Source organism: Actinoallomurus bryophytorum (assembly GCF_006716425.1).
Classification (GTDB): Bacteria; Actinomycetota; Actinomycetes; order Streptosporangiales; family Streptosporangiaceae; genus Actinoallomurus; species Actinoallomurus bryophytorum.
Genome location: NZ_VFOZ01000001.1, coordinates 3,628,691 through 3,653,308, shown reverse-complemented (window position 1 = coordinate 3,653,308; position 24,618 = coordinate 3,628,691). Strand labels below are relative to the sequence as shown.

Genomic DNA, 24,618 nt, shown 5'->3' with positions numbered 1-24,618 from the left:
ATCCCAGCCCGTGACACCAAGGGAGCGGTAATGCGGTTCTTGATGATGCACCGGCTCGACGAGCGTGCGCCGGAGGCGTGGAATCCCAGTCAGGAGTTCATGGAGGAGATGGGGGCGTTCATCCAGGACTGGATCGACAAGGAGATCCTGATCATGGCCGAGGGCGTTCTCCCGTCCGAGAAGGGCGCGCGGGTGCGTAAGGCCCAAGGCGCGGCGATCACCGTGACCGACGGGCCGTTCACCGAGGCCAAGGAGGTCATCGGCGGTTTCGGACTGATCAACGCCAAGGACCTGGCGGAGGCCGTCGAGTACGCCCAGCGGTACGCCGATCTGTTCAAGGGGATCGAGGTCGAGATCGAGGTACGCCAGATCGCCGAGTTCGACGACCTGCCGCCTCAGGCCTGACCCGGCGCGCGCCCTGCTCCGGGCGCCGGTCCGTGGTTGGCTGGTCCGCTCCTCATGGCGAGCGGACCGCCCGCACCCGTGGCGCGGCGACGATGGGCCACCGTGCCACGGGTGCGGGGTCTCGTGGGTCAGCCGGCGCTGCAGGAGACCGTCGGCCAGGTCGTCGTGCCGTTGGTCTGGATGGTGACGCCGAAGTTGTTGCCACTGCCGTTCGGCCTGGCGGTCAGCACCTGCGCGCTGGGGTAGCTCGCGCTGATATTCCAGGTGGCGATGATCTTCTCTGGAGACGGGACGTTCATCGTCACGGTCCAGTTGCTCGAACCGGACACCGCGACGTTGAGGTTGTACCGGTCACTCCACTGCTGGCCCGCAGACAGAGCCGCGGTACAACCACCGCCGCCACCACCGCCGCCTCCCCCTCCGCCACCGCCGCCTCCGCCACCATCGGTGGGGGCGACGGCACGGCCGGTCTGCGGGGAGATCATGCCCGCGCACAGGCCGCGGGCGGCCAGCCCCTGCGCGATGCGCGGGATCGCGGCGAGCGTGTTGGCGGGCCACTCGTGCATGAGGATGATCTGGCCGTTGGTGAGCCGGGCGTTGGCCTGCACGATCGCGTCGGTGCTGGCGCCGTTCCAGTCCTGTGAGTCGACGTCCCAGATGATCTGGGTCAGGCCGTACTTGGCCTCGACCGACTGCAACGTCGAGTTGGTCTCACCGTACGGCGGGCGGAACAGCTTCGGCGTACCACCGCCCGCGTTGGCGATGGCCTGCTGGGTCCGGGAGATCTCCGAGTCGATCTGCGACTGGCTCTCCTGGATCAGATGCGGGTGGGTGTAGCTGTGGTTGCCGACCCACATACCGGCGCTGACCTGGGCCGCGACCTGGGACGGGTACGAGGCGGCGTACTGGCCCTCGTTGAACATCGTGGCCCGCAGCCCGTTCTGCCTGAGCGCGTTGAGCACGCTCGGGGTGTGGTCGTTGGACGGGCCGTCATCGAAGGTGAGCCCGACGTACCCGTTGCAGGTGGCGGCGTGTGCCGGGGCGGTCTTGGCGGTTAAGGAGACGGTGCTCGCCATGGCCATCGCGGCGACGGCCAATCCCGTGACCAGGGAGCGTTTCGAGAAATATGGCTTGGTACGCATGTGGAATGGGTCCTTCTCTTGCCGGCGGACGGTCGCCACCGGGTGACGTCCAGTGGGTTGGTCCGGAGGTCAACCGGCGCTGCAGGAGACCGTCGGCCAGGTCGTCGTGCCGTTGGTCTGGATGGTGACGCCGAAGTTGTTGCCACTGCCGTTGGGCTTGGCGGTCAGCACCTGCGCGCTGGGGTAGCTCGCGCTGATGTTCCAGGTGGCGATGATCTTCTCTGGAGACGGGACGTTCATCGTCACGGTCCAGTTGCTGGAACCGGACACCGCGACGTTGAGGTTGTACCGGTCACTCCACTGCTGGCCGGCCGACAGAGCCGCGGTACAACCACCGCCGCCACCGCCACCGCCGCCGCCTCCGCCACCGCCACCGCCACCGCCACCGCCACCGCCAGTGGAGCTGTCCAGCGTGATGTTGGAATTCCCGCTGCTCTGGTATCCCTCAGTCGCGAGGATCATGTAGTAATTGAAACTGCCGAGATTCATCCCATAACGGGCCCACGCGTCGAAGTGGTTGCCGGTGGTTATGGTGCCGCCCGTCCTCTTCGACTGCCGGACGCTCCAGTACTGGTTGAACGTCTTCGTGCCTTCGACGGAGGGTGCGTTGGTTCGCGTCGTCTCGTAAATGTCGTACGTGCCGCCATCGCTGGTGACCGTACCCTTGTACGTTCCCGTGGGCCGGTAAGTGCCCCAGTTGTCGACGATGTAGTACTCCACGAGCGGGTTCGACGTCCATCCGTAAAGAGACAGGTACGCGTTTCCGGATGGGTTGAAGCTGCCCGAGTAGTTCACGCTTCTGCGTCCGCCGTTGCTCCAGCCCTTGCCGGCGACGAAGTTTCCGACGTTGCTCCACGAAGTGCTGTAATTGCCGCCGGATCCGAGATTCATGGATGACGACCCGCCGCCATCCGTCCAGAATGAATAGTAGTAGCCGTTGTTGGTGCCGGTCTGGTTCGAGGTGATGATCGGGTCGGCACCGGCCGTACCGGGCAGGCTCAGCGCGGCGGCGAGCAGCGCTGCGGCACAGACCGCGAGCAGCCTGGTGAGCGCACCGATGCGAAGCCTGGTACGGCCGCGTCTGCGGCTCTTCCAGTGGGCGGGGGCGTCGTTCATGTGCATGCTTCCTCCTCGTGAACGCTGGCGGGGGGCCAGGCCGCGAACCCGCCACGAGAACCATCGCAAGCGGCGGCTCTGCGGCGAGAGGTGCCGATCGATGGGGAGTATGCGCCCGGTTCGGAGCATCGTCAACGATAGGTTTCGAAATATTTCGATCATCCTGCCGCCCACCTATGGCCGAGCATGCCCAGTGACCTGCCGGACCAGGGCCTCGAATGACTCGGCACCGCAATGAAAACCCTCTTGTAAGCTCGGGTAAGGCCGCAGGTGGTACGAAATCTTTCGAAAACAGATCGGTAGCCGCCTAGAGGCGGGCCAAGCGCCTGGTACCAAGCGACCGCCGGCTTCGTTCCGCCATCCGCCGCCTGGCGCCGACGGCTGTCGACGGGCGTGATCATCGGTCGCAGCGACGCAGTCCCGTACAACGCCGCCTGATACCGACGGCCGGCGGGCCGGATTCTTCGACCCTGACTACGCCGCCCCTGTCACGCCCGAATGGGACCTTGCCTCCACCGGGCACTCACCGAACCGGCCACCTTCCCGGAATTGCACCGACCTTCCACAGACCAAAAGCCTGCCGACGGCCCGCACCGTGCTTGAACCGTGACACGAAACGGCATTTATACGTTTTTGCCATCTCCTAGGGTGAGCGGACTAAATGACCACGGGGGTCCGCCAATGCGTGTTTCGCCTGCTGTTCTGCCACTGTTTCTCGTCGCCGCCGTCACGGCCGCGTGCTCGTCCGCGCCGGACAAGGGGACGGCCCACCGACAACGGACCGCGACTCCATCGGCGCCCGACCTGGCGACGAAGTACGCCGCCGGGCGCTCCGCGCCGGTCGCCGACACCTACTACCCGGAGCGCGGGCATCCGGCGGTCGACGTCCTGCACTACGACCTCGCACTGACCTGGTCGCCCCCCAAGAAGGAACTGACCGGCACCGCGACACTGGCCGTCCGCGCCGCCGCCGGCACCGACAACGTGACGCTGGACTTCAGCAAGCGGCTCAAGATCGACGGCGTAACGGTCGACGGCAGACCCGCGACGGTAAAGCGGCAGAGCGACAGATTGATCATTCCGGCCGGTAAGCGGATGGCCGAGGACGCCACCGCCGAGGTCGCCATCCGCTACCACGGCCGGCCCAAGGAGGCGCGCTTCGACGCGATACGGCCGGACAGCCGACGCGTCGGTTTCGCCGTGCACCGGGACGGCTCCGCGGTCGCCCTGCAGGAGCCGTACGGGGCCTTCACGTGGTACCCGTCGAACGACCAGCCCTCGGACAAGGCGCTGTACGACGTCGCCATCACCGTGCCGAAGGGCTGGGCGGGCGTCTCCAGCGGCACCTTCCAGGGAAAGGTCGCCCAGGGTGACTCGACCGTCTACCGCTGGCACTCGGGTGATCCGACCGCGAGCTACCTGGTCACCTTCGTCGCCGACCGCCTGACCATGGTGAAACAGACCGGCCCGCACGGCCTCCCGATCACCTACTGGCTCCGTGCGAAGGACCGGAAGAAGAACCTCGCCACCATGCGCCAGTCCCCGAAAATCATCGCGTGGCTGGAAAAGCGGCTGGGCCCCTACCCCTTCCCCAGCGCGGGCGCGGTGATCGCCGGAGACTCCGGCATGGAGACGCAGCAGATGATCACCTTGATGTCCGGCCTTCCCCCCGAGGTGTACGCGCATGAGTACGCCCACCAGTGGTTCGGCGACACGGTCACACCGCGTACCTGGCAGGACGTGTGGCTGAACGAGGGCTTCGCGGAGTACTTCGAGATCTTGTACTTCGCCGAGTACGATCCGCGCGCTCTTCCCTTCGAGCAGGTCATGACCAAAATCCGGCGCGACCAGGACGGCACGCTCCGGCACGACTACGGACCGCCCGGCCATTACAAGAAGCGGGCGTTCGCCTCACCCAACGTCTACCTCAGCCCGGCGGTGATGTTGGACGAGATGCGTAAGAAGGTCGGCGACAAGAAGTTCTACGCGATGCTGCGTGGCTGGGCACAAGAGCACCGCTCCACCAACCAGGACCGCGACACTTTCGCCGCGTGGGTCAAGCAGTCCACCGGCAAGGACCTCACGCCGCTCATCAACCACTGGCTCGACTCGAAGACCACCCCGGCGGTATGAGGCGCGAACACGGACCGGCTCCGGCATTTCCAGCGGTAATTGCCACCTGTTATTCTCAAAATCATTTTTGATCTTGGCTCGGCGACACCTCCACCTGCTTCCCTGCCGATCCATACGAGGGAGATGGGCTGTCCATGGATGACTTCCGCAAACGCCCTGCGCGGCGAGACGCGACCCCGGCGGACTCCGCCTCGGTATGGCCGGGTGGGCCGGCCGCGCCCGACTCGCCGCCGACAGGTCGTGGAGCGTCCGACAACGGAAACGTGCAGGTCACCATCGGTACGGACGGCCTCGTTGACACGGTGAAGATAGACCCGCGGGCGCTGCGACAGGATGCCCAGGCGCTCGGTGAACTGACCCGGCAGGCGGTACGCGAAGCACAGCAGGACTGGTTCGGCCGGCTCGCCGAGCATGACCCCGCCCCCGGCTCCGAAGACCGGTTGCGTACGAAGTTGGAAGAGATACACGCGGAGTACTCCCATCGGATGGAAGAGATCAATCGCGTGATCGCCGGCCTGATGCGCAATCGGTGACAGGTCGACGCGACAAGGAAGGTCTGGAGTCACGTGCCGAAATATGATCCGAAATCGTTGAGTGACGCGGCGGAGGCGATCCTCAACGCGACCGATGACACCATGGAGCATTACCACCCCGCAGGGGGAAGCCAGTACGGCTCCTGGGACGCTTCGATGTCTTTGCCGATGCACGAGCAGATGTCGCTGTTCGGCCTTAAGTACGGTGATCCGTATCCCGGGGAAACCAAAAGTGAGACTCTTGATGATTTCAAGCCTGAATCGTATGAGGTCTTCCTGACGGCGAACTTCTACACGGCCTTCGGAGCGGTCTACGAATCAGCGATCAAAGCCGTCAAGGCGACGGCGAAGCAGGCCACCTACGGAGCCGAGGGTCTGTACCGCATGTCGGACAACATCAAGGCCGTGGAAGACGCCAACATCACCGCCGTCTTCCACGCACTCGACAAGACGCAGAATCGAGGCTGATGACGGTGGGAGACTATTCCATAAACCTGCCGGACGACCTCTTGGATCTGGTCAAGCGCTGGACGGCGGAGGGCACGATGCAGTTCCGCTGGCCGACCGACGACGAGGGCAACTACAAGCACAGCGGAGACCGATGGGGTAGCGGTAACGTCCAGTCCGAGCTCGAGCAGCTGAACCCCGAACGCGAGATCAAGGCGGTGGGCCAGAAGAACGAAGGTCCCGCGATCGACGCTTTCGCGGACTTCTGGCGCGATGTCCCGGCACGGAACATCGCCAATCTGGTCGAGTCGTTCAAGGTGATGTCCGTGGCGCTCCTGGCCATGAACGCGGCCCTTATCGCCTACAAGAACGCCGCGATCAGAGGGCTGGCCGAGCTCAAGAAGGAGCTGGACGAAAACCAGAAATGGGCGTGGTTGCCCTGGTCGGACGACGGAGAGATCCACAAGCGCGCGCAGAAGCTGATCGGTTTCTTCGACGAGACCGCGCAGTACGACCTGGAAGACTTCAACGCGACCATGGCCAACAGCACGTCGGTCATCCAAAATGAGGGCAAGCTCTACGACGACATCGCCAAGCGCTTCACTCCCGACACCGAGAAGACCGGGAAGAAGCTGACGAGCTAGCCAGGATCGCAGCTCACAACGCGCAGAGTCCGGGCCGGCGGCGCCGCCGCACGCGGCGCGTCGTGGCTTCGCGGGGAGGTCTCCGTCCGCGGCGGACGGCGAAGGAAAGGGCGACCCCTCTCCACTCTCAACGTATAGCGCACCGGGGGGCTTGCGGCAAGCCCCCGGTCGTGGCGCAGAATCGCTGGTCAAGGCCAGAGCCTGCGAAGTTGGGGGATGCGAAGTGCGGGTGTTGTTGTCGACGTATGGTTCGCGCGGGGACGTCGAGCCCCTGGTCGGACTCGCGGCCCGGTTGCGGGGACTCGGCGCCGAGGTACGGATGTGCGCGCCGCCGGACGAGGAGTTCGTCGCGCTGCTGACCGGTGCCGGCGTGCCGCACACACCGGTCGGCCCCCCGATGGTCTCGATGGTGCGGCCGTCGTCGCCGGCGGACACCTCCCGGCGCGTGTCCGAGCTGGCCGCGCTGTTCGACACGGTCTCCGCGGCGGCCGAAGGGTGTGACGGGCTCCTGGCCACCGGGCTCGCGCATTTCGCCTCCCGCTCGGTGGCCGAGAAGCTGGGCATCCCCTACGTCTACGCGACCTTCTGCCCGTACCTGCTGCCGTCACCACACCACGCGCCGCCGTCGGCGGCGCTGCTGCCGGGCCGGTCCTTGCCACCTGAGGTGACCGGCAACCGGGCGCTGTGGGACCTGAACGCCCAGAGCTACAACGCGCTGCACGGCGAGGCGCTCAACGCCCACCGGGCCTCGATCGGCCTGCCACCGGTGAACGACGTCCGCGATTTCATCTTCACCGACCACCCGTGGCTGGCCACCGACCCGACCCTGGGCCCGTGGCAGGAGACGCCGGACCTCGATGTCGTACGCACGGGTGTGTGGATCCTGCCGGACGAGCGCCCGCTACCGGCCGCGCTGGTGACGTTCCTGGACGCCGGCACACCGCCGGTGTACGTGGGCTTCGGCAGCATGCGCCTCGTCTCCGAGGACATCGCCCGTGTGGCCATCGAGGCGGTCCGCGCGCAGGGCCGCCGCGCACTCGTCGGACGCGGCTGGGCGAACCTGGCCCTGATCGATGACAGTGACGACTGTTTCGTCATCGGCGAGGTCAACCAGCAGGCACTGTTCCCGCAGGTGGCCGCCGTCGTACACCATGGTGGTGCGGGCACGACCACGACGGCCGCCAGGGCCGGTGCGCCCCAGGTGGTGGTACCCCAGGCGGGGGACCAGTCGTACTGGGCGGGCCGGGTGGCCGGCCTGGGCATCGGCGCGGCACACGACGGCCCGGTCCCGACCACCGAGTCCCTGTCAGCCGTTCTCCAGACGGCCCTGACCCCCGCGACCCGCGTACGAGCGACCGCCGTGGCCGCCAAGATCCGCACGGACGGGACGACGGTGGCCGCGACGCGGCTGATCGACGCGCTCAGCCGGAAAAGGCCGCCGGTGTCCGCTGTGAACCGCAATGGTCGCAAGCAACCCCGAATCGGAGCTGATACGTGAACCCGCTGACCACCAGCGCGTTTGACCTTCCCGACCGTCTTTCCCCCAAGGCCGACCCGACGCTTATCGCCGGCGATGAGCGGCAGTTCGCGGCCATCGCCGAGTGTCTCGATCAGTCGATCGCCGACCTGTCCGAACGCCTCGATGCCGAGCGCGCGGCGCCCGGCGGCATAGGTCCCCGGGCGCTGGAGCGGGACACGGAGATCCACCGGCTGACCGCACGCCTGCGCACACTGCGTCGCTTCGGTCTGGACCTGTGCCTGGGCCACATGGTCGGCGCGGACGATCCCGAGCCCGTATACGTCGGACGACTCGGCCTGACGGACAGCACGGGGCGCCGGCTGCTGCTCGACTGGCGTTCCCCCGCGGCCGAGCCGTTCTTCGGAGCCACCCACGGCAACCCGATGGGGCTGGCGAGCCGCCGCAGGTACCGCTGGACCCGCGGCCGGATCAGCGACTACTGGGACGAGGTGTTCACCTCGGACGGCGTCGAAGGGCATGCCGCACTCGACGACCAGTCCGCCTTCATCGCCAGCCTGGGCGGCAACCGGTCGCCGCGGATGCGAGACGTGCTCGGCACCATCCAGGCCGACCAGGACGCCATCATCCGCGCGGGGTCGCGCGGGGCTCTCGTCGTCGACGGCGGTCCGGGTACGGGCAAGACCGTCGTCGCTCTGCACCGTTCCGCCTACCTCGTCTACTCCGACCCTCGCCTCGGTCACCACCGGGGCGGCGTGCTGTTCGTCGGTCCGCACCAGCCGTACCTGGCCTACGTCGCCGATGTCCTCCCCAGCCTCGGAGAGGAGGGTGTGCAGACCTGCACCCTGCGGGGCCTCGTCGCCGAGGGGGCCACGGCCGCGATCGAGGCCGACCCGGACGTCGCCCGCCTGAAGTCCTCCGCGGATCTGGTGAAGGCGATCGAGCCGGCCGTCAGGTTCTACGAGAAGCCGCCCACCAAGGGGATGTCGGTCAGGACCCACTGGTCCGACATCTGGCTGAGCGCCGAGGATTGGGCCGAGGCGTTCGACGCGCCGGAACCCGGTACTCCGCACAACGAGGCGCGTGACCAGATCTGGGAGGAACTGCTCACGATCCTGACGGACAAGCACGAAGCCGACGCCTCACAGGACGGCGAGGTCTCGGCCGGCCTGCTCCGCAGGTCGCTGCGGCAGGACAAGGAGCTGCGTACGACCTTCAACCGCGCGTGGCCGCTGATCGAAGCGGCCGACCTGGTCGGAGACCTGTGGTCGGTACCCGCGTACCTGCGGATGTGCGCTCCCTGGCTCAGTACCGAGGACGTACGGCGGCTGCGGCGCGAGGACGCCCAGGCCTGGACGGTGTCCGACCTGCCGCTCCTGGACGCGGCACGGCAACGGCTCGGAGACCCGGAGGCAGCGCTTCGTAAGCGCCGCAATGACGCCTCTCTCGCGGCCGAACGCGAGCACAGGTCCATGGTCATCGACAATCTGCTCGAAGCCGACGAGGACGGTGAGGGCTGGGTGACGATGCTGCGCGGACAGGACCTCCAGGACGCCCTGGTCGACGAGGCCGCGCTGCCCACCATCGAACCCGACCTGCTCGCCGGCCCGTTCGCGCACATCGTCGTGGACGAGGCTCAGGAACTCACCGACGCGGAGTGGCAGATGCTGCTGCTCCGCTGCCCGTCCCGCAGCTTCACCATCGTCGGGGACCGTGCCCAGGCCAGACACGGGTTCACCGAATCGTGGGAGGAGCGCCTCAAGCGGATCGGGCTCGACCGGGTCACCCTGGCCTCCCTGAGCATCAACTACCGGACGCCGAAAGAGATCATGGCGGAGGCCGAGCCGGTCATCCGCGCCGTGCTCCCGGACGCCAACGTGCCGACCTCCATCCGTGGCAGCGACCTCCCCGTCGTACACGGAGCCACCTCGGAGCTGGGCTCGATCCTCGACACCTGGCTCGCCGAGAACGCCGACGGGATCGCCTGCGTCATCGGCGATCCCACATTCCGTACGACGTCTCGCGTCCGGTCGCTGACCCCGGAGCTGTCGAAGGGGCTCGAGTTCGACCTGGTCGTCCTCATCGACCCGGAGGCGTTCGGCGAGGGCATCGAAGGAGCGGTGGACCGCTATGTCGCGATGACCCGGGCGACCCGGCAACTCGTCATCCTCACGAGTTCTTGATCCCGGCCGGTACGGAAGGTGCGCCGCCGGTCACCACCACATTCCGGCGATCGACCGTGCCGCCCGGTTCTGTCGGACCACGCCGGCAAGATTGTCGCCATGGGACTGAGCATGGCCGTCGGCATCCTGACCGAGGACGATGACGAGTACGCCGACATGGTCCGCGCGGACTTCACGGTGATTCGTGAGCTGCTCGATCTGGCCGGAGCCGGGCCGTGGGACGAGCCCGACCTGCACGTAGAGGACGCCGCGTGGTTCGACATGTGGGGATATTCCGGGCTGCATACCGTGCGACGTCTCGCTGTTCACCTGGCGGCGGACGCGAGCCTGCCCGAGCCGCTGCTGGAGAGCCGGGACGCCACGGACGACCCACTGCTCAAGAAGGCCTACGCCGATCTACCTGGGGATCCGGCCGGCCCGTTCACCCATCTGATCCACCATTCCGACTGTGAGGGCTACTACGTACCAGTGGATTTCGCGCAGGTCATCGTCGACGAACGCCTCACCGGGAGCTACCTCGGCTCGTCGGTTCGCCTGCTGACGGAGACCCGCCGCGTCGCCGCCGCCCTCGGCCTGCCCGAAGACCTCGACCCCGAGTCGGACGAGGTCGCCGAGGCAGCCGATGCCGGAACGTCTGCCGGCGACGGCTGGCAGCGCTACGGCATCGAGTCGTTCGTGTGCCTGCGGCTCATCCATGCGGCGAAGCATTCGGTCCAGACCGGGGCAGCGATCGCCTTCTGCTAGAGGGACGGGCCACCATGCGCCGCGTGGTGGCCGGCAGCGCCTGGACGGCCACCACGCGAATAAAAGGCGACGTCCGGTCGGCAAGGGGACGAAACACGGTGATCTTCCCGGGTTCTGGACCCGCGTATGGCCATCACGCGGTAGAAAAGCGGACGATGCGGGAATTTGTCCGCCATCACCCCGACATGTCCCTGGAGGACCTCAGTGGCTTCGATCGATTTGACGAACGTGCTCGACAAGGCATGGGCGGACAAGAGTCTGCCGGAGATCATGGCCGCGCCGGTGGCGGCCCTGAAGGGGATCTCCGACCGTACCGGCGAGCTCCTGAACGAAGCGCTTGGTATCAAGACGGTTGCCGACCTGGCCAATCTGCCGTACGCCCGCGCCGCCCAGGCCCTGGCCGAACTGCACGCTGCCGGCAAGTAGCGGTTCGCCGCACGTCGGTCACGACGTTGACCGACACCTTTCTGGACGGCCGGCCCGATGTCACGCCGGACGAATATCAGGTGGGGAGCAGCCGAGGCCGAGGAGGATGCCGCGCCGGCTGACCTGGATCCACCGCGGGGGCCCGTGGCCCCCTGTCGAGCAGGATCACCTCCAGCCGCCTCCCCGCCCATCGCCGCCTTCCCACCAGTGAAGCGCGTGGCGGCAAGCGTGCCGAACCGCCGCTGTCAGCGGCCAGACGGACGCCGGTGACAAGATCAAGGCCCAGGTCGGGGATCATGTCCCTGGCCTGGGCCCCTTGCCTATGGAGTCCCTTGGTCGTCGGCTCGCCGAGCCGGCGATACCGGAGCCGCGTGCCGCCGTTGGCGGTCATGCGCGAAATAGGGTGAGAATGAAGCAATACCCGCAAATTGCGCCTGATTAAAGTGCCTCCGTCGAGCGTGCCCGCTCGACGCCAAGTCTCCCATTACGCGGTTTCGTTGGAGTTGGCCCAGGGGACGACGTTAGCGGATCATGCGGCATAACGTCGGAGTGGCGAGCCCTTGGCATATTGCTCTCTATGCGGAAAATCGTCGCCGCGTTAAGCGAAATCCGATCCCAGTCCTTTGTCGTTTTTCGCCAAGGTGGTTGCTCGATGAGACTTCCCAACAGCATGGCGATCGCCATTTCCAGCTCCGTTCTCACCGGAGCCGTCGCTTTCGCCCCATGCGCCACACTTCCTGCCGGAGCCGCGGCGGGTACCGCTGAAAGGGTCATCGCCGACGATGGTTGCTGCGGGCTCCATGGCGGTCGGTCGAGCGGCCGCAACGTCAACCGCAACCGTCATCGGGGACGGGTCGTGGCCGGAGTCCGAAACGGCAACTCCAACATCAGCGACGCGCAGCAGCTCTGTGAGGACGAGGACACCGCCGCCACCAATGCCCCGCTGGCCACCTCACCGGCACCGCCGGGTGATCCGACCGCCGCCGCGATGCAGGCTTACCTCGCGGATCTGGCCGCGAACGGGTTCACCGGATCCGTCCTGGCATTGCGGCGTGGGCAGGTGCTGGCGCGTTTCGCCGCCGGCGAGGCCGACGAGGAGAACCACATTCCCCTCCGTACGGACACGATCTTCCGGCTCGCCTCGGTCACCAAGCAGTTCACCGCGATGCTCGTGCTGAAACTGCAGAGCTGCGGGGTGCGCCTGGACGACCCCGTCTGCCCGTATCTCATCCCGAGATTCATCGCGGCCTGCCCCAACGCGTGGCTGCCCATCACGATCCGCCAGACCGTCACCCACACCTCGGGCATCCCCGATATCCAGGGACTGCCCGGCTTCTTCGACCTGCTCTCGCAGCCGACCACCACCCAGCAGATCATCCAGCGGTTCATCAACCTGCCGCTGGACTTCCCTCCCGGCACCAGCTGGAAATACACCAACTCCGGCTTCATCCTGGCCGGGGCGATCATCGAGACGGTGACGCGCAAGCCGTACGGTGCGGCACTGCATGACGAGATCGCCGGCCCGCTGAACCTCCGGCACACCGGCTACAGCCGCGGAAACCCGCCCCCGGGATATGCGAAGGGCTACTTCACCGTCGGGTCACCCGCCCCGCCCACCAACGGCTCCGAGGCGTTCTCCGCGACCGGCATCTACTCCAACACCGACGACATCGCTCGCTGGGACCGGTCGTTCGGCGCGTACCTGGTCGCACCGCCCGCCATCGTCAGGCAGGCGTTCACGGCACAGGCCGCGTGCCCGCCCGCCGGCTGTCTCAACCTGCCGTCGAGCGCGTACGCCTTCGGCTGGATCATCGACCGGCTCGACGGGCACCGGCTCTTCTACCACCCGGGTCTTCTCCAGGGCTATGCCGCGAGCAACATGTACCTGCCCGATGACGACATCGAGGTGGTCGTGCTCAGCAACGTGGAGGCCACCAACAGCAACGGCATCGCCCGCCACCTCGCCACGATCGCCCTCGAGTCCTAGAGCGGTGGTTCCCTGTCAGCGGGCCGCATCAGTTGACGCACCCGGGGATCGTGTTCAGAGGGGCGCAGTTGTCCGGGACGTTGTTGCGGATGATCGATTGGATCAGGGTCGTTCTGGAGTTGCCGGTGATGCCGCCGCCGACGGTGGCCTGGTTGCGCTCCACGAGCGTACGGGTGAGCGTGATGCGGCCAAGGCCGGCGATCCCGCCGCCGGCGCCCCCGGACCGGTTGACGCTGAATGTGTCTTGGGTGATGTTGGCCGTCGCGCCCGGCTGAACGTTGAGGCCACCTCCGTCGCTGGGTGCGACGTTCGCGTTCACGAGACTCGCGGCCAGATCCAGGACGCTGGGGCCGATGATGAAGATCCCGCCCCCGGCGAAATTGATCGCCGAGTTCGCGGTGAAGACCGAACGCGAGATGGTCGCTCTGGCGGCCACAACGGCGACCGCACCACCCGCGCTCCCCGTGTTGCCCGACATGGTGACGCGGTCCAGCACCAGGATGCTGTTGGTGTTGGTGAGGATTCCGCCACCGCTGGCAGCCGCGCCGCTGTTTCCGTTCAGGATGGTGATCCCCGCGACGCTGAGCCGGGCGCCCGCGGCGACCTCGAAGATGCGGAAGATCGTCGCCACCGCGGGGTCACGCCTGATCGTCGTTCGCGACCCGCCGATGACCGTGACGTTCCGGGTGATCACCGGCAGTCCGTCTGTGGCGGTCACGGGTGAGGTGATGGTGTAGGTGCAGTTCGCGGAGAGCCTCAGTGTGGCGGTGCCACGTGTGTTGGCCGTGGTGATGGCGCTGACGAGCGCGGGCGTGCTGCACGGCACGATGATCGTCTGTGCCTCGGCCACCGGCGCCGTGGCCACCGCCGCGGCGCCGGTGAGCGCGGCGGCGGTCAGGCCGCCCGAGATTGATTCTTTCGACCGGTGATCCGCGATTTCCCTCATAAGGGAGGACACCCCACGCCATCTCCCCTTTCCCGCTCAAAGCGCGAGTCGTCTGGCGTCGCCGCCTTGAGGTGCGGCGGCTCGGTCCGGTGGCTCATCCGCCGGCGGCCACCTTCTCGTCATCGATGTCATCTCCGCCGGCGCAGCAGACCGAGTCCTGGGCCTTGTCCAGAACGTCGGTGTCCGCCTTGACCGTGTAGACCTCCCAGGGCTCCTGGCCGGGGCCGTGCACCCAGACCTTGTCCTGGAGCGCGTAACAGCAGGAGGTGTCGTTCTCCTCGAAGGTGGCCAGGCCCGCGTCCTTCAGCCGCCGGGTGGCCGCCGTAACCTGCGCGGTCTCCTCCACCTCGACGCCGAGGTGGTCCATCCGGGTCGCCTCGCCGGTCTCACCTTCGAGCAGGACGAGTTTCAGCGGCGGCTCGGTGACGGCGAAGTTGGCGTAGCCGGGTCGGCGCTTGGCGGGCTCGACGCCGAACAGCTTGGAGTAGAAGGCGATGGAGCCCTCCAGGTCGGCGACCCGCAGAGCGAGCTGGACACGGGACATGTGCGGTGGTCCTTTCCGTACGTCGGAGTGGTGCCGGCGATCCTGCTTAGACAGATTTCGAATCAGCGGGACGTCGTCAGTTTGCGTCTGGATGTAGATGGATGTCAAATTAGAGATATGTCGAAGCAAGAGTTGCCGGTCGTGGACGTGACCGCGTGCTGTGCGCCGCTGACCCGTGAGCCGCTGAACGCCGCCGAGGCCGACGAGCTGGCGCCGCTGTTCAAGGCGATCGCGGACCCGGTCCGGCTGCGGCTGCTGTCGCTGATCGCCTGCCACGAGGGCGGCGAGGCGTGCGTCTGCGACCTGACGGGCGCCTTCGAGCTGACCGCCCCGACGATCAGCCATCACCTGAAGGTGCTGAAGCAGGCCGGGCTCATCGACTCCGAGCGTCGCGGCACGTGGGTGTACTACTGGATCAAGCCCGCCGCCCTGGAGCGTCTGTCGGCGATTCTCGGGCCCCGGCAGGCCGCCGGCCTGGTCACCGCGTGACCGCCCCGTCCGCCGCCCGCGTACAAGGAGTCCTGGTGCCCGATCTCCCCGAGGTCCTGTTCGTCTGCGTCCACAACGCGGGCCGCTCCCAGATGGCCGCGGCTCTGCTGGACCACCACGCCGCCGGGCGCGTTCGCGTCCGCTCCGCCGGATCGGCTCCCGCGGACACGATCAACCCGGCCGTCGTCGCGGTCATGGATGAGCTCGGCCTCGACCTGGCCAAGGAGTTCCCCAAGCCACTGACCACCGAAGCGGTCCGTGCCGCTGACGTCGTCATCACCATGGGCTGCGGCGACGCCTGCCCGGTCTTCCCCGGCAAGCGCTACTTGGACTGGCGACTCGACGACCCGGCCGGCAAGCCGGTCGAGCAGGTCCGCCCGATCCGCGACGAGATCGACGCCCGCGTACGCGAACTCCTCACCGAGCTCCTCCCGGCACACTGATCCCCGTACGGAACCGGTCCGGTCTATCCAGCCACAAATCCATCGTCTATCGTCGATTAACGATGGAAACTGACGAGATATTGGCTCGATCGACCGCGGCCGAGTACGCGACATGGTTCAAAGCTCTGGCCGACGCGACACGAATCCAGGTCGTGTCCCTGCTCGCCCGCCGCGGCGAGCCGATGACGGTCGGCCAGATCGTGGACGCGGTCGACGTCGGGCAGTCCACCGTCTCAGCACACCTCAAGGTGCTGGCCGAGGTCCGGTTCGTCCTGGTCGAGCAGCACGGGACGGCGCGGTACTACCGGATCAACCAGACCTGCGTGAGCTGCTTCCCCACCGCCGCCGACGTCGTCATGGGACATCCCGTCCCCGTACAACCCGGCGCCACGACCTGCGAAACAGGTGAGCCGCGATGACCGGCACCACTCCGCACGACATCGACCAACAGCGCAGGAACATCGTGGACCGCTACTCCGGCCTTGCCCGCCAGGCCATGGCCGGCCAGGCACCCACCGGCACCTGCGACACCGACTGCCTCGGCGCGACCGAGTACGCCACCGACGAGACCGTCCCGCACGGCGCGCTCCGCGCGAGTCTCGGTTGCGGCAACCCCTTGGCCGTCGCGGACATCGCCGCCGGTGAGACCGTCCTTGATCTCGGCTCCGGCGGGGGCCTGGACGTCATCTTGTCCGCCCGCCGCACCGGTCCTACCGGAAAGGTCTACGGTCTGGACGCCAGCCCCGACATGCTCACCCTCGCCCGCACCAACGCCTGCGGCGTGGACAACACCGAGTTCCTGCACGGCCACATCGAGGACATCCCGCTGCCGGACGGCCACCTCGACGTGGTCATCTCCAACTGCGTCGTGAACCTGTCCGCCGACAAACCCCGCGTGCTCGCCGAGGCCTTCCGCGTCCTCAAGCCCGGCGGGCGCCTCGGCATCACCGACGTCACCTGCGACGAAGAACTCAGTGAACGCGAACGGGCGGCGGCGGAGCGGAAGATCGGGTGTGCCTCAGGGACCGTCACCGCCACCGCGTACCGCGACCAGCTCCTGACCGCCGGCTTCACCGCCATCACGATCACCCGCACACACCGGGTCGCGCCGGGCCTGTCCTCGGTCATCGTCCAAGCCACCAAGCCGGACGCCTCGGCTGGAACGCTGACGCATCAAATGACGCTCAATCTGCGCCGATAATTGCGCGCTAAATGCGTGGAATGCACATTTAGCGCGCAATCTAAAATCCGCTTTACCTTGGTACAGTGCGATCTGTGCGCAAGGCAGAACGGTTGAGTGCGATCCTCGAGCAGGTCGGCGAGCACGGCACCGTGAACGTCGGCACCTTGGCCGACGCGCTAGGCGTGTCCGGCGCCACGATTCGCCGTGATCTGCAGTCGCTGAGCCGGCATCAGCTGCTGGTCCGGACGCATGGCGGTGCCACGGCCAACGAATCCGGTGACGAGGTACCCACCCGGGTCAAGGCGGCCCTGCGGCAAGCCGAGAAGAAGAGCATCGGGCGCGCCGCCGCGGGCTTCGTCGAGCAGGGTTCGGTCGTCGGAATGACCGGCGGCACCACCGCGCTCGAGCTCTCCCGCGCCCTGGTCGAACGGCGCGGAATCACCGTGGTGACGAATGCGATCAACATCGCCGCCGAGCTCGTCGGGCACGCCGGGATCCGGCTCGTGCTGATCGGCGGGATCGCCCGCTCGTCGTACGAACTCGTCGGGCCGGCCGCGGAGGCCATGCTCGCGAACTACCACCTCGACATCGCCTTCATCGGCGTCGACGGCCTCACGCCGGAAGAGGGCTGTACGACGTACGACGAGATGGAGGCGCAGACCGATCTGACCTTTCTGCGCAGGGCGCGGCGCAGCGTCGTGATCGCGGACAGCTCCAAGCTGAGCAAGGTCACGTTCGCCCGCATCAGCCTGCTCTCCGGCGTGACCGACGTTGTCACCGATCGGGGTGCCCATCCCGACCAGCTCAAGGCCCTCGAGCGGGCAGGCGTCCGCGTGACCGCGGTCTGAACCAGGGCATGGACAGCGGCCCGGCACGTCCGGCGTACCGGGCCACTGCCCGCCAGGTCGCTAGATGCGCTCGGCCACGACGAGCTGGAACTTCTCGAACGTCAGCTCAAGGGTGTCGCGCCGTGAGTCGGCGATGCCCAGAGAGGCGCCACTGAACGGGTCGGTCAGCCGGTACCGGTGGCCCTGGTCCAGACCGCGCAGCTCGACCTTTCCGTTCCACTGGTCGGCGTAGAACGCGTAGTGCAGGGTGGAGTCCTTGGCGATGACGTGGGCCTCGGGCTTGTCGAAGCCGATGTCGTACAGCTCGCCGCGGTAGTCCCCGGTGGACAGCATGTACTTCTTGTACAGCGACACCCACTTGCGCCAGAGCACCTCCTTCTCCGGCGTCAGCACCACCCTCTCCCTGGGCTTCGTCCCGGGTGCGTCGCTCGGCCAGGTGAACTTGGTCGACAGCACCGCTCCGACGCCGTAGCTGGAGGCGAAGTCGTCGCCACCGTCACTCAGCTCCACGTGGTCGCCGGCGTAGCTGCTGCCCCGCCCCATCAGCGCCTTCATCGACTTGCCCTTGCTCCGGACCTGGTACGACGACTCCGGGTCCGAGGCCGGGTACTGGTCGACGTAGGGCAGGTTGTGAAAGGCGAAGGCGGTGCCGCACGGGCAGAGCTCGACCACGGCGTCACGGTTCGCCGCGTGCGCGGCATCGTGGATCGCCTTCCAGAACCGCGCCAGCCCCTCGGTCGACTCCTCCGGCCGGGCGTGCTCGTGAGCGGGGTTGTAGCAGGGCGCGACCGCGTTCAGGTGCTGACCGTCGGTCTTCAGCCCCTCGTAGCCCCAGTCGCCGATGAACTTTCGTGCCAGTCCGGCGAAGTAGTCGACGGCCGGCGGGTACGCCGGGCACACGGTGTAGGAGTCCCACCAGCTCACGTCCTGCTTGTTGCCCTTGGCATCCAGCAGCAGCATGTCCGGGTGTTCCTTGTACAGGTTGCTCTCGGGGTCGGCCGCCAGCGGCGCCCACCAGAGTCTCGGCAACAGACCGGCGTCCCGGATCTTCTGGGTGAACGCCCGCATGTCCGCCTCGCCACCTGGGAACTTCGCCAGGTTGATGTCCCAGTCGCCCTCGTTCGTCTGCCAGCCGTCGTCCAGACCGGCCCACTTGAGCCCGACATCCCGCACCTTGGGCAGCGTCCCGAGCACCTGCTCGACGGTGAAGTCGCGCTGGTATCCCCAGGCGCACCAGACCGGGGCGAACGCCGACTCCGGCACCTTGGGGGCACGCAACCCGATGTCGCTCATGTAGTCGCGGTAGCGCTGCATCGGCACGAAATGGTCGCGCTGGTGCGCGACCAGGAACGTGGTGTCGGTGGTCAGCTTCTGTCGCGGTTTCAGGGTGAGAGGGGTGTCGCCCTCGATCGCGATGCTCGCCCCGTTCGCCGTCTTGCGGACCGGCATGCGCAGGATCCGCGCCACGGGTTCGACATGGCCGACGGACACGCCGGCGCCCTGGCGCCAGACGGATGCCAGCGGGGTTCCACCGCCGTAGTCGGAGGCGTCCATGCCCAGGGAGTTCTCCTGGAAGAAGTCGTCGGACATCGGTTGCACCCAGTCGCGACGGTCCTCATGGGTGGAGCCGGAGAAGGTGTAGAAGCCGCCCGGTTTCGCCAGCAGTTCGTGGGCGCCGTTGCGCCACCCGGTGACGTTCAGCGGCCTGCCGGAGAGGTTGGTGTACGTCACCTTCATCACGGTCATCCCGCTCAGCCCGCGGTAGGTGGTCAGCTCCACCGTCTTCCGCACGTGGTCGCTGGACTCGCCCTGGATGGTCACGACGACGCCGTCTCCGTGCCGGTCGTGCCGCGTCTTGCGTGTCTGATGACCGCGGTAGCCGAAGGTGTCGATCGTCGCATCGCCGAGGATCAGCGCCTCGCCGGCGTCGAACCGCGTCACCTGCCGGCCGTCCACGGCGACCCTGCTGTGCAGCTGGTCGTCGAACTCCAGCGTGATGGAGGCGTCACCCACCCCGACGAGCTTGGGACCTTGGTTCGGGGAGACCGCGGCCTCGGCCGTGGCCAGGCCTCCCGTCACGGCCGGCAGGGCGGTCAGGCCCGCACCCCCCAGTGCCACTTTCAGCACGGTACGCCGCGTCATGTCGGTCATGTGAAGCTCCGTTCGTCGAATGCAGGGGGTGTCGCCGAGGAGGGCGCCGATTCGTGAGCGGCCGTCAGTTGAGTGGGGCTGTCGCACAACCGCGCACGGTCGTCCGGGCGAAGTTGCGCGAATATGACGGAAACGTAAACCTACGGACAAATACCGTCAAGATTGCAGGCGAAGTGCGCAAGATAATGATCAAATGCGCACTGGATGATGCCTCGTGGCGTCGACGTGGGAGGTGTTGTGCGGCTCCCCGTGCACGCACTCATGCATGGTCGCTCGCAGAGGTACGGTCTCCCCGTGGATCAGGACCAGCCTCTTGTACGCGAACTGTTCCCGGAACTTGTGGCCGAGCTCATCGCCTGCCTGAGGGAAGCGGATGAGGTCGATCTGGCGATCTGCGCGTGGGATATCCGGCTGCACAGCTGGTGTACCTGTACCGGCCATTTCTGCCAAAGCTTCTACACGGCCGAACCACCGGACGGAGCGTACGGTCCTGGTCATCGCTGCGTGCCTTTGATTCCCGGGAAGGGGGACCTGATCCTCGACGTCGTCCACAACAGGATCATGTTCGTAGAGGTCTTGAATTATCCCAGGCTGCGGGAGTCCGCGACGTGACACCGCCCTGCGACTCGTGGCCGGCTCCGGGAACCCTCTCGCATGCATCATGATGGAGCTTCGTCGCCGGAAGAGGACTCGCTTCGATGGACAGGATCCGCGACTCGATCACCAAGACGTTCGATGAGGAACATCACTCTGGACGATGTGGAGTTCTTCGGCACGGCGGCGGGCGGACAGGAGTTCCTGGAGACCGCCTACTACACCCACTGGCGTGACCCTCTCGCCGCGATGCCCGACGAACGCATGTGGGAGCCGTCCGGCCCGGCATTCTTCGGATACGCCGACCATCCCGTGATCGACACGGTGCTGCACGTCCTGGACGAGTTCGCCCACCATGCCGCCGAACTCGGCGTCCTGCGCGATCTGTACCCCCACCGTCCGACCGGCACCTGACGCGCTCGTACGCCGATACGGCTCCTCTGCCCTTCTCTGACCTGCGATCCGGTGGGTCCACGTGGCGTCTTCGGCGAGCGCGCACCACGGGTCGGGGGCTTCGTCGGCGTACACTCTCCTCGTCAGGCATCATGGAAATTAAGATTCTTGCGTTGAAATCTTAAGAAAATCAATATATTAATGAACTGTCAGCATGTAGCCGAGAGCAAGGAGCCGAGGGTGGACTGGCAGGAACTTACGGACCTGACACGCGGACAGCCGTTCGTGGTCGAGCGGGTCCGCCTCGCCGGCAGTGGCGTCGCGGTCGAGGGCCGGTTCGAGCCGCCCCAGCTGGCTCAGCTCAGCGTCGACGACCAGATCTTCGTTGCCGCGTTCGTACGGTCACACGGTTCGATCAAGGAGATGGAGCGGACGTTCGGGGTGAGCTACCCGACGATCAAGTCCCGGCTCAACCGGATCGCCGAGCACCTCGACTTCGTCGACACCGACCCCGCACCCATCGGTACGGACGTCGTCGACCGCCTGCAGCGGGGGGAGATCAGCGTCCAGGAGGCGCTGGCCGAGCTGGAGAGGTCCCGGTGATCCCGAACCTGGTGACGGTACGCCATCGCCGTCCGGGCGGCCGTGGGCTGCGGCTTTACGTCCCTGTGCTGCCGATACTGCTGGTGCTGTCACCGCTGCTGCTGCTCGCCGTGCTGGCCGGACTGGTCGCATGCCTCGTCTACCGGGTCAGCCCGGTGAGCGCGCTGCGCGGCACCGGGCAACTGCTGTGGGCGCTGCCCGGCACCCGGATCGAGATTCAGCAAGGCCGGACGGCCGTGCTGGTAAGCGTCAGATGAGCCCGAAGGGAAGAACGACGATGAACGAGCAGCGCCGCCAGATCCTGCAGATGCTGAGCGAGGACAAGATCACCCCGGACGAGGCCGAGCGGCTGATCGACGCCCTCGAACGACAGCAGCCCGAGTCGCCGCCGGGAGCCACGCTCCGCCCGAACCCCCGCCGTCCCAAGTACCTGCGCGTGATGGTGGTGGACAACTCCGGCGGCGACGGGCCGACCCGGGTCAACGTCCGGGTCCCGCTACAGCTACTGCGCGCCGGAGTCCGGCTCGCGAGCCTCATCCCTCCGCAGGCACTCACCAAGGTCAACGCGGAGCTGGACAAGTCAGGCGTTCCGATCGACCTGACCCAGCTCAAGCCGCAGCACATCGAGGACCTCATCGAGCAGCTCGACGACGTCACCGTCGATGTCGACGACCCTGAGACCAAGGTGCAGGTGTTCTGCGAGTGACCCCGCCACGGCGCCGGACACCGAGCGTGCTCGTCACAGGTGAGACGAGAGCACCTTGGCCTCTGCGCGCAGGGCTTCAGCGCGTTCCTGCCGCCCCGCACGGTCGTAGTCCAGAGCGGCGGCCTCGCGGTCCGCTGCTTCAGCACGCACGATCTGGACGATGTCATCGTCGGACAGAGCGCGTCGCTCAACCTCCGCCACGCCGACACCGACGGGAGACGACTCGATCGCCGAAGACCCGCCTGCCGGCGCCGTGGCATCGACAGCCTCCGCATTGTCGATCGCGGCCAGCGTCGAGCGCAGCACGGAGACGGCAACGCGATCGCGTTCCTTCATTGCGGCAACGAGCGCGTCGCGCAACCGCCGGCGCAACAAAGGTCTGTCGGGAGGCTGAGTCTGGGCGGCATCGTTCGTCACGCCGGTGACCCTACTTGGCCTGCCCACGAAGCCCCATCGATTTGTTGGCCGCCGGGACTGAGCCAGGGCTCCCGTCCGGCATGGTCCTCACGGCAGCCCTGTCCGACGAAATCGCCCAGATGCAACTTTGGGGCTGAAGCGATCGGTGATCAGCCACAAGGATCGTCCGCTGTCCTCTGATCGCCGACGCCTCGTCGACCGCCGGCGTCATCTCCGCGTCTGCGATCGCCAATGTGTGCCCGTCTCGTCGACGGAGTTCCAGCATCTCGCCCTGGTTCCAGTCTCCCGACCGCCAGTGGCCCATCAGCGCCGCCTTGCCCCCAGGAACCGGAGTGACCCGCATGACCCGAAAGTGGAACGGCCCACCCTCGCCACGGGAAGTCGCGCGATAGCGCTCGCCACAGAAGCAAATACGCTCGAGATACTGCAACTGCTCGTCCACCACCCGCGCCACCTCCCGCCAATCACCCCGAGATCCTAGGCGCGCAACCGCGCCCGCTACACCGCCTACTGGTCATCCCGTCCGCGCAGCCATCCTGGACCCTCGCGCCCCCGCCATGATCGGAAGCGGGTCGCTTCGTTCTGCGCAGCGCCTCGCGAAAGGTGCTGAGGCTAGACCTGTGCGGACATCCACCCGCCGTCGACGCTCAATATCTGACCTGTGACATATGAGCTGGCCGGTGTCGCGAAAAAAAGCACCGCCTGAGCGATCTCCTCGGGCTCGCCCAGACGCCCCAGCGCATACTGGGCGCTCAATGCCCCCTGGATCTCGGGGTCGGCGAAGATGGGGGCCGACATGTCCGAGCGTGTCACCGCTGGACGAACAGCGTTGACCCGTACGCCTTTGCGTCCCCATTCGGCGGCCAAAGAGCGGGTGATGCCGTCTACACCACCCTTTGTCGCCGCATACAGGCTCTGGTTGGCCATGCTGCGTTCGCTGCCGATGGCCGATGACAGATTGACGATGCTGCCGCCGCCGATCGCCGCCATGTGCGTGGCGGCCCTTCCGCCCAGGAGCAACGGCGCACGCCCGTTGAGGGCCCAGAGCTCGTCCGCCTCCTGGGCGGTCAGTTCGTGGCTCGCCGTGAAGTTTTCCGCGCCGGCGTTGTTCACAAGAACATCCACGTGGTCCAGTCGCTGGACCGCGATGTCCATGACCGCCGCAGGAGCATCGGGCTGTGACAGGTCTGCCGGGATTATCTCGGTGTCCTTCGGCAGCTTTTCGGCGGCCGCCCGCAACGAATCCTCATTACGGCCGACCAATGCCAGCCGTGCGCCGGCACGGGCCAAAAGGGTGGCGATACTGACTCCGATACCACGTCCGCCACCTGTAACGACTGCCGTCTTACCAGCCAGCGGACGCGTAGGGATACCTTCGATTTCTTCGTTCACAATGATTTCTCTCTCTAGAAATAGGTACTTGTCTTAGCGGTCTGTCGCTGGGCGGCGGTAGGCCCCGTACCACCAAATTTTTCCCAGTTCGTGCGCGAGAGCGGCATCGCCGCTGCCGTCATCCACGGCGATGTGACGAGCGATCGCCTGAGCGCCGCCCCAGACGATCACTCGGCTCGCGGCCACGGCGTCGAGGTCGGCCGAAGTGGAACCCGAGCGCTGCTCGTCGACAAGTGTCTTGTGAACGGCGTTGTCGAATTCTTCGAGATCGGCCGTATAGAAGTCATTGACGTTTGGATCGTACGCCGCAAGCTCTCTGATGGCGGACAGCACCGGGAAATTTTCCCGATGTATCGAAATGACCTCCGCGAAGAAGTCTGCGAACCTGGCCGCACCATCCTCACCATCAGCCGGGTCCCATTTTATGGCCAACCCCAGCAGGGTGTTCCGTAGATTTCCTGCAAGTCGGGTGAGCAGGTCGGATTTGTCCCGGAAGTGAAAATAGAAGGTCGCGCGCGATACGCCTGCTTCTTCGATGATCCGCTGCACGCTGATCTCGGTGAAGTTCTCTCCACTCTTGAGAAGCTGCTCCAGCGCGGTCAGCAGCCGCAGATCAGTGGGCCGCTTGCCTTCGCGATTACGATATCGAGTGACGGAAGTCAATTTATCGCA

The 24,618-nt window shown here is 66.7% G+C and carries 29 protein-coding genes; 20 read left to right on the top strand and 9 right to left on the bottom strand.

Going from position 1 to position 24,618, the window contains the following annotated elements; translation table 11 throughout:
• Window positions 1-30: 30 nt before the first annotated feature.
• Window positions 31-405, top strand: a complete 375-nt coding sequence (locus FB559_RS17205) for a YciI family protein (RefSeq protein ID WP_141956558.1) — start codon at window positions 31-33, stop codon at window positions 403-405.
• 128 nt (window positions 406-533) lie between these two features.
• On the opposite strand, the gene FB559_RS17200 is transcribed toward FB559_RS17205, so the two are convergent.
• Together FB559_RS17200 and FB559_RS17195 are read right to left on the bottom strand one after the other, a co-directional pair.
• On the bottom strand, window positions 534-1,547 hold the full coding sequence (locus FB559_RS17200; protein WP_141956557.1) for a polysaccharide deacetylase family protein: 1,014 nt from the start codon (window positions 1,545-1,547) through the stop codon (window positions 534-536).
• Window positions 1,548-1,616: 69 nt separating this feature from the next.
• A complete protein-coding gene (locus FB559_RS17195) occupies window positions 1,617-2,663 on the bottom strand; it encodes a glycoside hydrolase family 11 protein (protein WP_141961748.1) in 1,047 nt (348 codons plus the stop codon).
• Between the two features lie 681 nt (window positions 2,664-3,344).
• Here FB559_RS17195 and FB559_RS17190 point away from each other — a divergent pair.
• The 9 genes from FB559_RS17190 to FB559_RS17150 all read left to right on the top strand — a co-directional run bounded on the left by FB559_RS17190 (window position 3,345) and on the right by FB559_RS17150 (window position 13,237).
• The gene (locus tag FB559_RS17190) at window positions 3,345-4,796 is read left to right on the top strand and encodes a M1 family metallopeptidase (RefSeq protein ID WP_141956556.1); all 1,452 of its coding nucleotides are present in this window, start codon (window positions 3,345-3,347) and stop codon (window positions 4,794-4,796) included.
• Window positions 4,797-4,930: 134 nt separating this feature from the next.
• Window positions 4,931-5,329 (top strand): YbaB/EbfC family nucleoid-associated protein, encoded by a 399-nt coding sequence (locus FB559_RS17185; RefSeq protein ID WP_141956555.1) that lies wholly within the window; start codon window positions 4,931-4,933, stop codon window positions 5,327-5,329.
• Window positions 5,330-5,362: 33 nt separating this feature from the next.
• Window positions 5,363-5,797 carry a hypothetical protein gene (locus FB559_RS17180; protein WP_141956554.1) on the top strand — a complete coding sequence of 145 codons (435 nt, stop codon included), beginning with the start codon at window positions 5,363-5,365 and terminating at the stop codon, window positions 5,795-5,797.
• Window positions 5,798-5,802: 5 nt separating this feature from the next.
• Entirely contained in the window at window positions 5,803-6,420 is a 618-nt protein-coding gene (locus FB559_RS17175) for a hypothetical protein (RefSeq protein WP_141956553.1), read from the top strand.
• A gap of 229 nt (window positions 6,421-6,649) precedes the next feature.
• Entirely contained in the window at window positions 6,650-7,918 is a 1,269-nt protein-coding gene (locus tag FB559_RS17170; RefSeq protein WP_246121685.1) for a glycosyltransferase, read from the top strand.
• Window positions 7,915-10,080: an RNA polymerase recycling motor ATPase HelR gene (gene helR / locus FB559_RS17165; protein ID WP_141956551.1), complete on the top strand. Its 2,166-nt coding sequence runs from the start codon at window positions 7,915-7,917 to the stop codon at window positions 10,078-10,080. The genes FB559_RS17170 and helR overlap by 4 nt, the downstream gene beginning before the upstream one ends.
• A 99-nt stretch (window positions 10,081-10,179) precedes the next feature.
• Window positions 10,180-10,824, top strand: a complete 645-nt coding sequence (locus FB559_RS17160; protein ID WP_141956550.1) for a hypothetical protein — start codon at window positions 10,180-10,182, stop codon at window positions 10,822-10,824.
• A gap of 204 nt (window positions 10,825-11,028) precedes the next feature.
• Window positions 11,029-11,250: a hypothetical protein gene (locus FB559_RS17155; protein WP_141956549.1), complete on the top strand. Its 222-nt coding sequence runs from the start codon at window positions 11,029-11,031 to the stop codon at window positions 11,248-11,250.
• An 856-nt stretch (window positions 11,251-12,106) separates the two neighbouring features.
• The gene (locus tag FB559_RS17150) at window positions 12,107-13,237 is read left to right on the top strand and encodes a serine hydrolase domain-containing protein (protein WP_185792263.1); all 1,131 of its coding nucleotides are present in this window, start codon (window positions 12,107-12,109) and stop codon (window positions 13,235-13,237) included.
• Between the two features lie 28 nt (window positions 13,238-13,265).
• Here FB559_RS17150 and FB559_RS17145 read toward each other — a convergent pair whose 3' ends face one another.
• Together FB559_RS17145 and FB559_RS17140 are read right to left on the bottom strand one after the other, a co-directional pair.
• Complete coding sequence (locus tag FB559_RS17145; RefSeq protein ID WP_141956547.1) at window positions 13,266-14,183, bottom strand: hypothetical protein; 918 nt, start codon at window positions 14,181-14,183, stop codon at window positions 13,266-13,268.
• 94 nt (window positions 14,184-14,277) lie between these two features.
• On the bottom strand, window positions 14,278-14,727 hold the full coding sequence (locus FB559_RS17140; protein ID WP_141956546.1) for an ArsI/CadI family heavy metal resistance metalloenzyme: 450 nt from the start codon (window positions 14,725-14,727) through the stop codon (window positions 14,278-14,280).
• A 117-nt stretch (window positions 14,728-14,844) separates the two neighbouring features.
• Here FB559_RS17140 and FB559_RS17135 point away from each other — a divergent pair, with 117 nt between their 5' ends.
• The 5 genes from FB559_RS17135 to FB559_RS17115 all read left to right on the top strand — a co-directional run bounded on the left by FB559_RS17135 (window position 14,845) and on the right by FB559_RS17115 (window position 17,690).
• The gene (locus FB559_RS17135; RefSeq protein ID WP_141956545.1) at window positions 14,845-15,216 is read left to right on the top strand and encodes an ArsR/SmtB family transcription factor; all 372 of its coding nucleotides are present in this window, start codon (window positions 14,845-14,847) and stop codon (window positions 15,214-15,216) included.
• A gap of 35 nt (window positions 15,217-15,251) precedes the next feature.
• Window positions 15,252-15,659, top strand: a complete 408-nt coding sequence (locus tag FB559_RS17130) for an arsenate reductase ArsC (protein ID WP_141956544.1) — start codon at window positions 15,252-15,254, stop codon at window positions 15,657-15,659.
• Window positions 15,660-15,721: 62 nt separating this feature from the next.
• Entirely contained in the window at window positions 15,722-16,078 is a 357-nt protein-coding gene (locus FB559_RS17125; RefSeq protein ID WP_141956543.1) for an ArsR/SmtB family transcription factor, read from the top strand.
• Complete coding sequence (locus FB559_RS17120) at window positions 16,075-16,860, top strand: methyltransferase domain-containing protein (RefSeq protein ID WP_141956542.1); 786 nt, start codon at window positions 16,075-16,077, stop codon at window positions 16,858-16,860. The genes FB559_RS17125 and FB559_RS17120 overlap by 4 nt, the downstream gene beginning before the upstream one ends.
• Window positions 16,861-16,934: 74 nt before the next feature.
• On the top strand, window positions 16,935-17,690 hold the full coding sequence (locus FB559_RS17115) for a DeoR/GlpR family DNA-binding transcription regulator (RefSeq protein ID WP_141956541.1): 756 nt from the start codon (window positions 16,935-16,937) through the stop codon (window positions 17,688-17,690).
• A gap of 60 nt (window positions 17,691-17,750) precedes the next feature.
• Here FB559_RS17115 and FB559_RS17110 read toward each other — a convergent pair whose 3' ends face one another.
• Entirely contained in the window at window positions 17,751-19,841 is a 2,091-nt protein-coding gene (locus FB559_RS17110; protein ID WP_141956540.1) for a glycoside hydrolase family 36 protein, read from the bottom strand.
• Window positions 19,842-20,135: 294 nt separating this feature from the next.
• Between FB559_RS17110 and FB559_RS17105 the strand changes: the two genes are divergently transcribed.
• The 5 genes from FB559_RS17105 (at window position 20,136) to FB559_RS17085 (ending at window position 22,137) form a co-directional block, all read left to right on the top strand.
• Window positions 20,136-20,453, top strand: coding sequence for a hypothetical protein (locus tag FB559_RS17105; RefSeq protein ID WP_221640058.1), 318 nt, complete (start codon window positions 20,136-20,138; stop codon window positions 20,451-20,453).
• Window positions 20,454-20,576: 123 nt separating this feature from the next.
• Window positions 20,577-20,849: a hypothetical protein gene (locus FB559_RS17100; protein ID WP_141956539.1), complete on the top strand. Its 273-nt coding sequence runs from the start codon at window positions 20,577-20,579 to the stop codon at window positions 20,847-20,849.
• Between the two features lie 219 nt (window positions 20,850-21,068).
• On the top strand, window positions 21,069-21,431 hold the full coding sequence (locus tag FB559_RS17095) for a DUF2089 domain-containing protein (protein ID WP_185792262.1): 363 nt from the start codon (window positions 21,069-21,071) through the stop codon (window positions 21,429-21,431).
• Window positions 21,428-21,688, top strand: a complete 261-nt coding sequence (locus FB559_RS17090) for a hypothetical protein (RefSeq protein ID WP_141956537.1) — start codon at window positions 21,428-21,430, stop codon at window positions 21,686-21,688. Before FB559_RS17095 ends, FB559_RS17090 begins: the two co-directional genes overlap by 4 nt.
• A 20-nt stretch (window positions 21,689-21,708) precedes the next feature.
• A complete protein-coding gene (locus FB559_RS17085) occupies window positions 21,709-22,137 on the top strand; it encodes an SHOCT-like domain-containing protein (RefSeq protein ID WP_141956536.1) in 429 nt (142 codons plus the stop codon).
• 33 nt (window positions 22,138-22,170) lie between these two features.
• Here the strand turns inward: FB559_RS17085 and FB559_RS17080 are convergent, their stop codons facing one another.
• From FB559_RS17080 to FB559_RS17065, 4 genes are all read right to left on the bottom strand, one after another.
• Entirely contained in the window at window positions 22,171-22,554 is a 384-nt protein-coding gene (locus FB559_RS17080; protein ID WP_246121683.1) for a GatB/YqeY domain-containing protein, read from the bottom strand.
• 10 nt (window positions 22,555-22,564) lie between these two features.
• Window positions 22,565-22,999 carry a hypothetical protein gene (locus tag FB559_RS17075; protein WP_141956535.1) on the bottom strand — a complete coding sequence of 145 codons (435 nt, stop codon included), beginning with the start codon at window positions 22,997-22,999 and terminating at the stop codon, window positions 22,565-22,567.
• Window positions 23,000-23,166: 167 nt separating this feature from the next.
• Entirely contained in the window at window positions 23,167-23,946 is a 780-nt protein-coding gene (locus tag FB559_RS17070; RefSeq protein ID WP_185792261.1) for an SDR family NAD(P)-dependent oxidoreductase, read from the bottom strand.
• A 33-nt stretch (window positions 23,947-23,979) separates the two neighbouring features.
• Window positions 23,980-24,609, bottom strand: coding sequence for a TetR/AcrR family transcriptional regulator (locus tag FB559_RS17065; protein WP_141956533.1), 630 nt, complete (start codon window positions 24,607-24,609; stop codon window positions 23,980-23,982).
• Window positions 24,610-24,618 lie beyond the last annotated feature (9 nt).